This is a genomic window from Vibrio hyugaensis (assembly GCF_002906655.1).
Taxonomy (GTDB): Bacteria; Pseudomonadota; Gammaproteobacteria; order Enterobacterales; family Vibrionaceae; genus Vibrio; species Vibrio hyugaensis.
Genome location: NZ_CP025794.1, coordinates 2582470 through 2597660, shown reverse-complemented (window position 1 = coordinate 2597660; position 15191 = coordinate 2582470). Strand labels below are relative to the sequence as shown.

At 47.6% G+C, this 15191-nt stretch carries 2 protein-coding genes, 2 tRNA genes, 5 rRNA genes and 1 pseudogene; 2 read left to right on the top strand and 8 right to left on the bottom strand.

The features are described from left to right. Positions 1 to 52 precede the first annotated feature (52 nt). Positions 53 to 3733: a methionine synthase gene (metH, locus tag C1S74_RS12830; RefSeq protein WP_045400475.1), complete on the bottom strand. Its 3681-nt coding sequence runs from the start codon at positions 3731 to 3733 to the stop codon at positions 53 to 55. A 189-nt stretch (positions 3734 to 3922) separates the two neighbouring features. Here metH and C1S74_RS12825 point away from each other — a divergent pair, with 189 nt between their 5' ends. Continuing rightward, positions 3923 to 5197 carry a cation:proton antiporter gene (locus tag C1S74_RS12825; protein WP_082039054.1) on the top strand — a complete coding sequence of 425 codons (1275 nt, stop codon included), beginning with the start codon at positions 3923 to 3925 and terminating at the stop codon, positions 5195 to 5197. Positions 5198 to 5442: 245 nt separating this feature from the next. Further along, a pseudogene (locus tag C1S74_RS12820) lies at positions 5443 to 6402 on the top strand (IS630 family transposase). Between the two features lie 110 nt (positions 6403 to 6512). On the opposite strand, the gene rrf (C1S74_RS12815) reads toward C1S74_RS12820, so the two are convergent. The 7 genes from rrf (C1S74_RS12815) to C1S74_RS12785 form a co-directional block, all read right to left on the bottom strand. Then, positions 6513 to 6629 (bottom strand): 5S ribosomal RNA (rrf, locus tag C1S74_RS12815). An 88-nt stretch (positions 6630 to 6717) separates the two neighbouring features. Then, positions 6718 to 9608: ribosomal RNA gene (locus C1S74_RS12810) — 23S ribosomal RNA — on the bottom strand. Positions 9609 to 9897: 289 nt separating this feature from the next. After that, positions 9898 to 9973 (bottom strand) — tRNA-Ala (locus C1S74_RS12805). A gap of 36 nt (positions 9974 to 10009) precedes the next feature. Then, a tRNA-Ile gene (locus C1S74_RS12800) sits at positions 10010 to 10086 on the bottom strand. A gap of 65 nt (positions 10087 to 10151) precedes the next feature. Next, positions 10152 to 11704, bottom strand: a 16S ribosomal RNA gene (locus C1S74_RS12795). A 367-nt stretch (positions 11705 to 12071) separates the two neighbouring features. Then, positions 12072 to 12188, bottom strand: a 5S ribosomal RNA gene (gene rrf / locus C1S74_RS12790). Positions 12189 to 12278: 90 nt separating this feature from the next. Next, positions 12279 to 15169: ribosomal RNA gene (locus C1S74_RS12785) — 23S ribosomal RNA — on the bottom strand. The 16S, 23S and 5S rRNA genes sit together here with 2 tRNA genes alongside, the layout of an rRNA operon. Between the last annotated feature and the right edge of the window lie 22 nt (positions 15170 to 15191).

The following is a 15191-nucleotide window of genomic DNA, read 5'->3' as shown; positions in this document are numbered from 1 at the left end:
ATAAAGCAAAGGGCTGCACGTAGCAGCCCTTTTCCTTTGTGTGTGGATCGATTTAACCGTTAATGTTTGGACCGAGCCACTTTTCAGCCTCGATCCTATCCCAGCCCTTGCGATCAGCGTAACTTAGCATCTGATCCTCTTGGATCTGAGCGATCGCAAAATAACGTGAGTCTGGGTGGGAGAAGTACCAGCCAGAAACAGAGGCACCTGGATACATCGCATAGCTCGAGGTCAAAGACATACCAATATTCTCTTCAACATTCATCAATTCCCAAAGAGGTCCTTTCTCGGTATGTTCAGGGCATGCTGGATAACCCGGAGCAGGTCGAATACCTTGGTACTTTTCACGAATCAGATCTTCATTAGAGAGAGCTTCTTCTGCCGCATAGCCCCAAATTTCTTTACGTACTCGTTCATGCAGACACTCAGCAAATGCTTCTGCCAGACGATCCGCAACCGCTTGAATCATAATAGCGTTGTAATCATCACCTTGTGCTTTGTATTCATCTGCGAGTTCACGCTCACCGATTCCACCAGTCACTGCAAACGCGCCAATCCAATCTTTTTTACCCGACTCTTTCGGAGCAACATAATCAGAAAGGCAGTAGTTGAAACCTTTTGGTTTCTCGGTCTGCTGACGTAAATTGAGCAAAACTTTCGCTACTTCGGTGCGTGATTCATCTGTGTAGACTTCGATATCATCGCCAACACTCGCCGCGGGGAACAAACCACACATACCACGAGCCTTAAGCAATCCTTCACGCTCAACGCGATCCAGCAAATCATTTGCATCTTTGAACAAACGCTTCGCCTCTTCGCCAACCTCTGAGTGTTTAAAAATGGTCGGGTACTTGCCAACGAGAGACCATGTCATAAAGAAAGGCGTCCAATCGATGTACTGACGCAGTGTCGCAATATCGAAATCGTCAAAAACATGGATGCCTGGCTTAACGGGTGCTGGCGGTGTGTAAACGTCCCAATCAATAGCAACCTTATTGGCACGAGCTTCTTCTAGAGTGACAGGCTTGGTTCTTGGCTTTTTACGGTTGTGTTGATCACGGACACGAACGTAATCCTCATCTAGCTTCTCCACAAACGCAGGACGAAGTTCATCAGACAACAATGATGTACATACTCCAACCGCTCGCGAAGCATTATTCACATACACCACTGGGTTCTTGTAGTTTTGTTCAATCTTAACCGCAGTATGCGCTTTTGACGTCGTTGCACCGCCAATCAAGAGTGGCAAATCAAAATCAAGACGCTCCATCTCTTTTGCTACGTGAACCATTTCATCAAGAGAAGGGGTGATAAGGCCTGATAAACCAATAATATCGACATTCTCTTCTTTCGCGACTTTGAGGATCTTTTCGCACGGCACCATGACACCAAGGTCAATGATTTCGTAGTTGTTACACTGCAAAACTACACCAACGATATTCTTACCGATATCGTGAACGTCACCTTTCACCGTCGCGAGCAAGATTTTGCCATTCGATGAGCCCGCTTGCTTTTCTTTGTTAATGAAAGGCTCAAGGTGGGCAACCGCTTGTTTCATTACACGAGCAGACTTAACCACCTGCGGAAGGAACATCTTACCTTCCCCAAACAAGTCACCAACCACGTTCATGCCATCCATGAGAGGGCCTTCAATCACTTCTAATGGCTTGGAGGCATTTAAACGGGCCTCTTCTGTATCTTCGACAATAAACTCAGTGATGCCCTTTACCAGCGCATGCTCTAAACGTTTTTCTACTGGCCAAGTACGCCACTCTAGAGCAGAAGCATCTTCTTCTTTGCCAACACCCTTTCCTGCGTATTCGGCGGCGATATCAAGTAGTCGCTCAGTTGAATCATCACGACGGTTGAGAACCACATCTTCTACCGCTTCACGCAACTTGTCAGGAACGTTATCGTAGATTTCTAGCTGACCCGCGTTAACGATGCCCATGTCCATGCCATTTTTAAAACAGTGGTACAGGAATACCGCATGAATCGCTTCACGAACGTAGTTATTACCGCGGAATGAGAAGGAAACGTTAGAGACACCACCAGAGATCATCGCATGAGGTAAGTCGCGTTTGATATCAGCCACCGCTTCGATGAAATCCACAGCGTAATTGTTGTGTTCTTCAATACCTGTCGCGACAGCAAAAATGTTTGGATCAAAGATAATGTCTTCTGGCGGGAAGCCAACTTCATCAACAAGGATTCGATACGCATTGGTACAAATTTCAAGTTTACGCTCTCGTGTTTCCGCCTGACCAAGTTCATCAAATGCCATCACAATAACGGCAGCACCATAACGACGGATCAACTTCGCTTGTTCAACAAACTTCTCCTTCCCTTCTTTCAAAGAGATAGAGTTAACAATGCCTTTGCCTTGAATACACTTCAAGCCAGCTTCGATAACCTCCCATTTAGACGAGTCAACCATGATTGGTACTTTTGATATATCTGGCTCAGATGCACATAGATTAAGGAAGCGAACCATACAGGCTTCAGCATCCAACATACCTTCATCCATGTTGATATCGATGATCTGAGCGCCGTTCTCTACTTGTTGACGAGCTACCTCAAGAGCCTCATCGTAGAGCTCTTCTTTAATCAAGCGTTTAAAACGAGCAGAGCCAGTTACGTTCGTGCGCTCACCCACGTTGATAAACAAGGTTTCTTTTTCGATCGTTAGTGGCTCAAGACCTGACAAGCGGCAAGCAACCGTAAGATCAGGCAACTCTCGAGGCTTCACACCCTCAACTGCCATTGCCATGTGACGGATGTGTTCTGGTGTCGTACCACAACAACCACCAATTAAATTTAAGAAACCACTCTCTGCCCACTCTTTAACATGTTCAGCCATATCTTCAGGTGAAAGGTCATATTCACCAAATGCGTTCGGCAAACCCGCATTTGGATGAGTAGAGAGAAAGGATTCAGATATACGCGATAATTCTTCTACATACGGGCGCAATTCGTCGGGCCCAAGTGCACAGTTCAAACCAAACGAAATAGGGTTAACATGGCGTAACGAATTATAGAAAGCTTCGGTTGTTTGCCCAGATAGTGTTCGTCCAGACGCGTCCGTAATCGTGCCTGAAATCATAACTGGAAGTTTAAATCCCAGCTCTTCAAAGACGGAATCAACTGCAAAGGCACAAGCTTTGGCATTCAACGTATCAAAGATCGTCTCGATCAGAATAAGGTCAGAACCACCTTTAATTAAGGCGTGAGTTGACTCGGAATAAGCTTCAACTAGTTCATCAAACGAAACATTACGATAACCCGGGTCATTTACGTCAGGAGAGATAGAACAAGTACGGTTGGTTGGGCCAAGTACACCGGCAACATAACGCGGACGGTCAGGAGTCTTTGCCGTCCATTCATCAGCGGCTTCACGGGCAAGCTTAGCAGCCGCGAAGTTAATCTCTTCACTGAGACCTTCCATATCATAATCCGCCATCGCGATGGTCGTGGCGTTGAAGGTATTGGTCTCTAAAATATCAGCACCTGCTTCTAAATAAGCAGTGTGTATCTCTTTTATCAATTGAGGCTGACTAAGCACCAACAAATCGTTGTTGCCTTTTAGATCGCAATGCCAATCGGCAAAGCGTTCTCCTCGATAATCTTGCTCTTCCAGTTTGTAGCCCTGAATCATGGTGCCCATACCACCATCGATCAGAAGAATACGTTGCTTTAACTGAGCTTCAATCTGTTGTCTTACATTACTTCCCACAGTACAGCCTCATTCCTTTTGTTATTTCTCCATCCTATCACACAAGCAACAGGAGTCTAGACGTCTAAAATAGGAATTGTAATTATTTTGTATTGTCTCGAGTTACAAAATAATCACGAAAAAATGTTTGCTATTTAGACAACATCGGCCGAGAATTCCATTCATAAAATGTTACAAATAGAGAGCTCTATGTCGGTCTATCATACTTTATGTTTTCTATCCGCGGCAGCAATGGTTATCGCCTTTGTAAACAGCAAGATAGGAAAGATGCAAACGACCATCGCCATTACCGCTGGTTCGATGATCCTTTCACTTCTCATTCTAATCGCAGGTCAAAACGATTGGTTTCATCTTACTGAGATTGCCACAGAAACCGTCACCAGCATAAATTTCGAAGATTTTCTTCTGAAGGGCATACTCGGCTTCCTGCTTTTTGCCGGTGGTTTGGGTATCAAACTTCCTAACCTTAAAGATCAAAAGTGGGAAATCACGGTACTCGCTTTAGGTGCAACGCTCTTCTCCACATTCTTCATTGGTTTTGTTCTTTACGGCTTCTGCCAAGTTATTGGTATTCAATTTGATCTTGTTTACTGCTTACTGTTTGGCGCACTGATTTCCCCAACCGACCCTATTGCCGTACTGGCTATCGTAAAGAAACTGGATGCTCCAAGACGCATTTCGACACAAATTGAAGGCGAGTCTCTGTTTAACGATGGTTTTGGTCTAGTTATCTTCGTTACTCTATTCACAATCGCATTCGGTACAGAAGCACCAACAGTTGGTAGCGTAACCCTTCTATTCATTCAAGAGGCTATTGGCGGTATTGTTTACGGCTTCGTATTAGGATTAGTGTTCCACTATCTGATTAGTGCGACAGACGACCACTCCATGGAACTGTTATTAACGATTGGCGTTCCTACAGCAGGTTATGCACTAGCAGAATACCTCCATGTTTCGGGACCACTTGCAATGGTGGTATCTGGCATCATGATTGGTAACTGGACACGCTTTATCGGGTTCTCAAAAGAAAGTGAAGATCACCTAGACCATTTCTGGGAGTTGGTCGACGAGTTCTTGAATGGTGTACTATTCCTTCTGATTGGTATGTCGATGTTGCTATTCGAATTCCATAAAGAAGACTGGATTATGATGGCGGTATCTGTGCCGTTAGTACTAGCTGCCCGCTACCTAAGTGTCTTTATCTCTTATATTGGATTTAAACGCTACAGAAAGTACAACCCATGGTCAGTAAAGATTCTAACTTGGGGTGGATTGCGTGGGGGCCTAGCCTTAGCAATGGCACTATCAATCCCATCAGGCATTTTAGTCATCCCAGAAAAACTGATTGATGTGAAAGAGATCATCATGGTGATGACCTACTCTGTTGTAGTTTTCTCTATCCTTATTCAAGGCTCAACGATAACGCCAATGATTGAGAAAGCGAAGCAAGCAAAAAAAAGATAGAAGCCGAAGCCTTTGTTGAACAGTCAGAAACTAAAGTTCCTCAAGAATAAACTCTCTTATAATCGATAAAACTAGGCAGCCGATTGGCTGCCTTTTTTATTCCCCGAACCAACCCAGACAGACTTATACCAATCTAAGTAAGAATATGATCTAATTAGCTTTATAACTTCTTGTTCGAGAATACTAGGGATAGCTTCAGTAACATCAACTTTAAAAAGCTCGCTAGCCAGCAAAAGTCTATTCAGATGAAGATGCGTCTACTCGCTCTAGCACACTTTAAAGAAGGACAATCTCGAACACAGATTGCCAAGTACTTAAAGGTAAGTCGCACTAGCGTAAATAAATGGGTTCAGACCTTTCTGGAGGAAGGACTTGAAGGCTTACAAGAAAAACCAAGAACAGGAAGACCTACGTTTCTTACCCCAAAACAACGTGAACAGTTAAGCCAATATATTAAGAGGCGAGCTTCCGAACCTTCTGGAGGAAGATTAACTGGTAGTGACATTCACGCCTACATCATCAAAGAGTTTGGCAAGCATTACCACCCAGATTCTATCTATTACTTGCTCAATCGTATGGGCTTTTCTTGGATAACATCACGCTCCAAACACCCTTCTCAATCTCAACAGCTCCAAGACGATTTTAAAAAAATTCAAAACTGAAACGATCACATAAGCCTTGAGGCGGTCGATGTCTGGTTTCAAGACGAAGCGAGATTTGGGCAACAAAATACCACGACTCGCTTATGGGCGGAGCGTGGCACAAGACCCCGAGCGGTGAAGCAACAGCAATTTGAGTATGCTTACTTATTCGGTTCTGTCTGTCCAAGAAGAGGAATAGGGGAAGCCATCGTCGTACCTTGGGTAAATAAAGAAATTATGATCCAGCACCTTAATCAAATCTCTCAAGTAACAGAGTATGGCCGTCATGCTGTCGTGATCATGGATAGGGCTGGATGGCATACAGATGACATTGCCGAGCAGTTTAACAATGTGAGTATCATCAAGCTCCCACCCTATTCACCAGAGTTGAACCCAATAGAACAAGTATGGAGTTGGCTACGACAACACTATTTAGCGAACCAGACCTTTACGAACTACAACGATATTGTAGACAAGGTGTGCAGCGCATGGGATCGATTCTTGGAAAGTACTGATAGGGTGACAGATATGTGCAGAAGAGAATGGCTTAACCTGACCAGTTAATTTTCCAGATTGGTATAATGTGACTTTATAGGAAGAATATAGTGCTCAAATTTACTTTGCTCCAAACGCAAAAAAGCCTACTCTTTCGAGTAGGCTTCTTCAAATTTAAAGCCTGGCGATGTCCTACTCTCACATGGGGAAACCCCACACTACCATCGACGCTAATTCGTTTCACTTCTGAGTTCGGAATGGAAGTCAGGTGGGTCCAAATCGCTATGGTCGCCAAGCAAATTCTTTAATTCGGAAAGCTGTTTCTAAGTTCTTACACATTCAATCGTTCTTGCATTGAGTCCATCAAAACCCCTTGGGTGTTGTATGGTTAAGCCTCACGGGCAATTAGTACAGGTTAGCTCAACGCCTCACAACGCTTACACACCCTGCCTATCAACGTTCTAGTCTCGAACAACCCTTTAGGATACTTAAAGTATCAGGGAAGACTCATCTCAGGGCTCGCTTCCCGCTTAGATGCTTTCAGCGGTTATCGATTCCGAACTTAGCTACCGGGCAATGCGTCTGGCGACACAACCCGAACACCAGAGGTTCGTCCACTCCGGTCCTCTCGTACTAGGAGCAGCCCCCTTCAATCTTCCAACGCCCACGGCAGATAGGGACCGAACTGTCTCACGACGTTCTAAACCCAGCTCGCGTACCACTTTAAATGGCGAACAGCCATACCCTTGGGACCGACTTCAGCCCCAGGATGTGATGAGCCGACATCGAGGTGCCAAACACCGCCGTCGATATGAACTCTTGGGCGGTATCAGCCTGTTATCCCCGGAGTACCTTTTATCCGTTGAGCGATGGCCCTTCCATACAGAACCACCGGATCACTATGACCTGCTTTCGCACCTGCTCGAATTGTCATTCTCGCAGTCAAGCGGGCTTATGCCATTGCACTAACCTCACGATGTCCAACCGTGATTAGCCCACCTTCGTGCTCCTCCGTTACTCTTTGGGAGGAGACCGCCCCAGTCAAACTACCCACCAGGCACTGTCCGCAACCCCGATTAGGGGTCGACGTTAGAACATCAACACTACAAGGGTGGTATTTCAAGGACGGCTCCACACAATCTAGCGACTGTGCTTCAAAGCCTCCCACCTATCCTACACATGTAGGGTCAATGTTCAGTGCCAAGCTGTAGTAAAGGTTCACGGGGTCTTTCCGTCTAGCCGCGGGTACACTGCATCTTCACAGCGATTTCAATTTCACTGAGTCTCGGGTGGAGACAGCGTGGCCATCATTACGCCATTCGTGCAGGTCGGAACTTACCCGACAAGGAATTTCGCTACCTTAGGACCGTTATAGTTACGGCCGCCGTTTACCGGGGCTTCGATCAAGAGCTTCGACCGAAGTCTAACCCCATCAATTAACCTTCCGGCACCGGGCAGGCGTCACACCGTATACGTCATCTTACGATTTTGCACAGTGCTGTGTTTTTAATAAACAGTTGCAGCCACCTGGTATCTGCGACTCTCGTCAGCTCCATCCGCAAGGGACTTCACCATCAAGAGCGTACCTTCTCCCGAAGTTACGGTACCATTTTGCCTAGTTCCTTCACCCGAGTTCTCTCAAGCGCCTTGGTATTCTCTACCCGACCACCTGTGTCGGTTTGGGGTACGATTCCTTACAATCTGAAGCTTAGAGGCTTTTCCTGGAAGCATGGCATCAATGACTTCACTACCGTAGTAGCTCGACGTCGTGTCTCAGCCTTAAAAAGAGCCGGATTTACCTAACTCTTCAGCCTACGCACTTGAACCTGGACAACCGTCGCCAGGCCCACCTAGCCTTCTCCGTCCCCCCATCGCAATTGTAAGAAGTACGGGAATATTAACCCGTTTCCCATCGACTACGCCTTTCGGCCTCGCCTTAGGGGTCGACTTACCCTGCCCCGATTAACGTTGGACAGGAACCCTTGGTCTTCCGGCGAGGAGGTTTTTCACCCCCTTTATCGTTACTCATGTCAGCATTCGCACTTCTGATACCTCCAGCATGCTTTACAACACACCTTCAACGGCTTACAGAACGCTCCCCTACCCAATGAAGTAAACTTCATTGCCGCAGCTTCGGTTTATTACTTAGCCCCGTTACATCTTCCGCGCAGGCCGACTCGACCAGTGAGCTATTACGCTTTCTTTAAATGATGGCTGCTTCTAAGCCAACATCCTGGCTGTCTGAGCCTTCCCACATCGTTTCCCACTTAGTAATAATTTGGGACCTTAGCTGGCGGTCTGGGTTGTTTCCCTCTCCACGACGGACGTTAGCACCCGCCGTGTGTCTCCCGGATAGTACTTACTGGTATTCGGAGTTTGCAAAGGGTTGGTAAGTCGGGATGACCCCCTAGCCTTAACAGTGCTCTACCCCCAGTAGTATTCGTCCGAGGCGCTACCTAAATAGCTTTCGGGGAGAACCAGCTATCTCCAGGTTTGATTGGCCTTTCACCCCTAGCCACAAGTCATCCGCTAATTTTTCAACATTAGTCGGTTCGGTCCTCCAATTGATGTTACTCAATCTTCAACCTGCCCATGGCTAGATCACCTGGTTTCGGGTCTATATCCAGCGACTAAGTCGCGCAGTTAACACTCGCTTTCGCTACGGCTCCCCTAGATGGTTAACCTTGCCACTGAATATAAGTCGCTGACCCATTATACAAAAGGTACGCAGTCACACCACGAAGGTGCTCCTACTGCTTGTACGTACACGGTTTCAGGTTCTATTTCACTCCCCTCACAGGGGTTCTTTTCGCCTTTCCCTCACGGTACTGGTTCACTATCGGTCAGTCAGTAGTATTTAGCCTTGGAGGATGGTCCCCCCATATTCAGACAGGATATCACGTGTCCCGCCCTACTCGATTTCACTGAATGTGCGTTGTCAACTACGGGGCTATCACCCTTTATTGCCGGACTTTCCAGACCGTTCGTCTAACGCATATAAAGCTTAAGGGCTAGTCCAATTTCGCTCGCCGCTACTTTCGGAATCTCGGTTGATTTCTTTTCCTCGGGGTACTTAGATGTTTCAGTTCCCCCGGTTCGCCTCGCTGCGCTATGTATTCACGCAGCGATACTAGCTTATGCTAGTGGGTTTCCCCATTCGGAAATCCCAGACTCAAGTGGTTTTTACTACCTAATCTGGGCTTATCGCAAGTTAATACGTCCTTCATCGCCTCTGACTGCCAAGGCATCCACCGTGTACGCTTAGTCACTTAACCATACAACCCGAAGGAGTTTCGAGTTGATGTTCAAATCACCAAAGTTGTCTCTCATTATTTGAATGAGCGAGAGACATTTCGATTTTGCCGGACTCAATTTCGAATAATCACTTAAAAGTGATATTCCCAAGAACACTTGAATGTGTTTTTTGGTGTTTGTCATAAAGACAAACATTGAGAACTTTACAAACAATCTTAAAGATTGTTTTGTCAGCTTTCCAAATTGTTAAAGAGCTAGATTTCTTAATGAAACCATTTTTAAAGGTTCTTTTTCAAGAACACTTAAAGATGGTGGAGCTATGCGGGATCGAACCGCAGACCTCCTGCGTGCAAGGCAGGCGCTCTCCCAGCTGAGCTATAGCCCCATCAGTGTGATACTGTGTGCCAATTTCCAAGGAAATTGGTGGGTCTGAGTGGACTCGAACCACCGACCTCTCGCTTATCAGGCGAACGCTCTAACCACCTGAGCTACAGACCCAGTATCGTCTCTTACTTATAAACCGTATCAATCTGTGTGGACACTCATCGTGAGTAATCATCGTATAAGGAGGTGATCCAGCGCCAGGTTCCCCTAGCGCTACCTTGTTACGACTTCACCCCAGTCATGAACCACAAAGTGGTAAGCGTCCTCCCGAAGGTTAAACTACCTACTTCTTTTGCAGCCCACTCCCATGGTGTGACGGGCGGTGTGTACAAGGCCCGGGAACGTATTCACCGTGGCATTCTGATCCACGATTACTAGCGATTCCGACTTCATGGAGTCGAGTTGCAGACTCCAATCCGGACTACGACGCACTTTTTGGGATTCGCTCACTATCGCTAGCTTGCTGCCCTCTGTATGCGCCATTGTAGCACGTGTGTAGCCCTACTCGTAAGGGCCATGATGACTTGACGTCGTCCCCACCTTCCTCCGGTTTATCACCGGCAGTCTCCCTGGAGTTCCCGACATTACTCGCTGGCAAACAAGGATAAGGGTTGCGCTCGTTGCGGGACTTAACCCAACATTTCACAACACGAGCTGACGACAGCCATGCAGCACCTGTCTCAGAGTTCCCGAAGGCACCAATCCATCTCTGGAAAGTTCTCTGGATGTCAAGAGTAGGTAAGGTTCTTCGCGTTGCATCGAATTAAACCACATGCTCCACCGCTTGTGCGGGCCCCCGTCAATTCATTTGAGTTTTAATCTTGCGACCGTACTCCCCAGGCGGTCTACTTAACGCGTTAGCTCCGAAAGCCACGGCTCAAGGCCACAACCTCCAAGTAGACATCGTTTACGGCGTGGACTACCAGGGTATCTAATCCTGTTTGCTCCCCACGCTTTCGCATCTGAGTGTCAGTATCTGTCCAGGGGGCCGCCTTCGCCACCGGTATTCCTTCAGATCTCTACGCATTTCACCGCTACACCTGAAATTCTACCCCCCTCTACAGTACTCTAGTCTGCCAGTTTCAAATGCTATTCCGAGGTTGAGCCCCGGGCTTTCACATCTGACTTAACAAACCACCTGCATGCGCTTTACGCCCAGTAATTCCGATTAACGCTCGCACCCTCCGTATTACCGCGGCTGCTGGCACGGAGTTAGCCGGTGCTTCTTCTGTCGCTAACGTCAAATAATGCAGCTATTAACTACACTACCTTCCTCACGACTGAAAGTGCTTTACAACCCGAAGGCCTTCTTCACACACGCGGCATGGCTGCATCAGGCTTGCGCCCATTGTGCAATATTCCCCACTGCTGCCTCCCGTAGGAGTCTGGACCGTGTCTCAGTTCCAGTGTGGCTGATCATCCTCTCAGACCAGCTAGGGATCGTCGCCTTGGTGAGCCATTACCTCACCAACTAGCTAATCCCACCTAGGCATATCCTGACGCGAGAGGCCCTAAGGTCCCCCTCTTTGGCCCGTAGGCATCATGCGGTATTAGCCATCGTTTCCAATGGTTATCCCCCACATCAGGGCAATTTCCTAGGCATTACTCACCCGTCCGCCGCTCGACGCCGTTATCGTTCCCCGAAGGTTCAGATAACTCGTTTCCGCTCGACTTGCATGTGTTAGGCCTGCCGCCAGCGTTCAATCTGAGCCATGATCAAACTCTTCAATTTAAGATTTTGTTCGGCTCAACGAATACTGACTTCAAAACTCATCCTTACTCGAAAGTAAGAAGTAATTTTAAAGCTATTATCATTCCAACAGAATGATAATGAATTGACTGTGCCAAGTCCGAAGACTTGATTGGTCACTCAGTTCATTGAAACCTAATTTGAAACCGAAGTTTCTAATTGGATTATCATCAACGAGTGCCCACACAGATTGATAGGTCTATATTGTTAAAGAGCTTGGCTTTCAGTGCCTTAGCACTTAAGCGAGGTGCGTATGATACGCTTTTCACTTTGAAAGTCAACATAAAACTCTAAAATAATTTAGAACTTTATGGTGACTTGCTTATTAAATAAGCAAGTGCGAAATAAAGCCTGGCGATGTTCTACTCTCACATGGGGAAACCCCACACTACCATCGACGCTAATTCGTTTCACTTCTGAGTTCGGAATGGAAGTCAGGTGGGTCCAAATCGCTATGGTCGCCAAGCAAATTCTTTAATCCGGAAAGCTGTTTTAAGTTCTACTTACACATTCAATCGTTCTTGTATTGAGTCCATCAAAACCCCTTGGGTGTTGTATGGTTAAGCCTCACGGGCAATTAGTACAGGTTAGCTCAACGCCTCACAACGCTTACACACCCTGCCTATCAACGTTCTAGTCTCGAACAACCCTTTAGGATACTTAAAGTATCAGGGAAGACTCATCTCAGGGCTCGCTTCCCGCTTAGATGCTTTCAGCGGTTATCGATTCCGAACTTAGCTACCGGGCAATGCGTCTGGCGACACAACCCGAACACCAGAGGTTCGTCCACTCCGGTCCTCTCGTACTAGGAGCAGCCCCCTTCAATCTTCCAACGCCCACGGCAGATAGGGACCGAACTGTCTCACGACGTTCTAAACCCAGCTCGCGTACCACTTTAAATGGCGAACAGCCATACCCTTGGGACCGACTTCAGCCCCAGGATGTGATGAGCCGACATCGAGGTGCCAAACACCGCCGTCGATATGAACTCTTGGGCGGTATCAGCCTGTTATCCCCGGAGTACCTTTTATCCGTTGAGCGATGGCCCTTCCATACAGAACCACCGGATCACTATGACCTGCTTTCGCACCTGCTCGAATTGTCATTCTCGCAGTCAAGCGGGCTTATGCCATTGCACTAACCTCACGATGTCCAACCGTGATTAGCCCACCTTCGTGCTCCTCCGTTACTCTTTGGGAGGAGACCGCCCCAGTCAAACTACCCACCAGGCACTGTCCGCAACCCCGATTAGGGGTCGACGTTAGAACATCAACACTACAAGGGTGGTATTTCAAGGACGGCTCCACACAATCTAGCGACTGTGCTTCAAAGCCTCCCACCTATCCTACACATGTAGGGTCAATGTTCAGTGCCAAGCTGTAGTAAAGGTTCACGGGGTCTTTCCGTCTAGCCGCGGGTACACTGCATCTTCACAGCGATTTCAATTTCACTGAGTCTCGGGTGGAGACAGCGTGGCCATCATTACGCCATTCGTGCAGGTCGGAACTTACCCGACAAGGAATTTCGCTACCTTAGGACCGTTATAGTTACGGCCGCCGTTTACCGGGGCTTCGATCAAGAGCTTCGACCGAAGTCTAACCCCATCAATTAACCTTCCGGCACCGGGCAGGCGTCACACCGTATACGTCATCTTACGATTTTGCACAGTGCTGTGTTTTTAATAAACAGTTGCAGCCACCTGGTATCTGCGACTCTCGTCAGCTCCATCCGCAAGGGACTTCACCATCAAGAGCGTACCTTCTCCCGAAGTTACGGTACCATTTTGCCTAGTTCCTTCACCCGAGTTCTCTCAAGCGCCTTGGTATTCTCTACCCGACCACCTGTGTCGGTTTGGGGTACGATTCCTTACAATCTGAAGCTTAGAGGCTTTTCCTGGAAGCATGGCATCAATGACTTCACTACCGTAGTAGCTCGACGTCGTGTCTCAGCCTTAAGAAGAGCCGGATTTACCTAACTCTTCAGCCTACGCACTTGAACCTGGACAACCGTCGCCAGGCCCACCTAGCCTTCTCCGTCCCCCCATCGCAATTGTAAGAAGTACGGGAATATTAACCCGTTTCCCATCGACTACGCCTTTCGGCCTCGCCTTAGGGGTCGACTTACCCTGCCCCGATTAACGTTGGACAGGAACCCTTGGTCTTCCGGCGAGGAGGTTTTTCACCCCCTTTATCGTTACTCATGTCAGCATTCGCACTTCTGATACCTCCAGCATGCTTTACAACACACCTTCAACGGCTTACAGAACGCTCCCCTACCCAATGAAGTAAACTTCATTGCCGCAGCTTCGGTTTATTACTTAGCCCCGTTACATCTTCCGCGCAGGCCGACTCGACCAGTGAGCTATTACGCTTTCTTTAAATGATGGCTGCTTCTAAGCCAACATCCTGGCTGTCTGAGCCTTCCCACATCGTTTCCCACTTAGTAATAATTTGGGACCTTAGCTGGCGGTCTGGGTTGTTTCCCTCTCCACGACGGACGTTAGCACCCGCCGTGTGTCTCCCGGATAGTACTTACTGGTATTCGGAGTTTGCAAAGGGTTGGTAAGTCGGGATGACCCCCTAGCCTTAACAGTGCTCTACCCCCAGTAGTATTCGTCCGAGGCGCTACCTAAATAGCTTTCGGGGAGAACCAGCTATCTCCAGGTTTGATTGGCCTTTCACCCCTAGCCACAAGTCATCCGCTAATTTTTCAACATTAGTCGGTTCGGTCCTCCAATTGATGTTACTCAATCTTCAACCTGCCCATGGCTAGATCACCTGGTTTCGGGTCTATATCCAGCGACTGAGTCGCGCAGTTAACACTCGCTTTCGCTACGGCTCCCCTAGATGGTTAACCTTGCCACTGAATATAAGTCGCTGACCCATTATACAAAAGGTACGCAGTCACACCACGAAGGTGCTCCTACTGCTTGTACGTACACGGTTTCAGGTTCTATTTCACTCCCCTCACAGGGGTTCTTTTCGCCTTTCCCTCACGGTACTGGTTCACTATCGGTCAGTCAGTAGTATTTAGCCTTGGAGGATGGTCCCCCCATATTCAGACAGGATATCACGTGTCCCGCCCTACTCGATTTCACTGAATGTGCGTTGTCAACTACGGGGCTATCACCCTTTATTGCCGGACTTTCCAGACCGTTCGTCTAACGCATATAAAGCTTAAGGGCTAGTCCAATTTCGCTCGCCGCTACTTTCGGAATCTCGGTTGATTTCTTTTCCTCGGGGTACTTAGATGTTTCAGTTCCCCCGGTTCGCCTCGCTGCGCTATGTATTCACGCAGCGATACTAGCTTATGCTAGTGGGTTTCCCCATTCGGAAATCCCAGACTCAAGTGGTTTTTACTACCTAATCTGGGCTTATCGCAAGTTAATACGTCCTTCATCGCCTCTGACTGCCAAGGCATCCACCGTGTACGCTTAGTCACTTAACCATACAACCCGAAGGAGTTTCGA

Coding starts and splice junctions, on each gene's coding strand:
- C1S74_RS12825 (WP_082039054.1), top strand. CDS start 3,923: ATGTCGGTCTATCATACTTTATGTTTTCTATCCGCGGCAGCAATGGTT.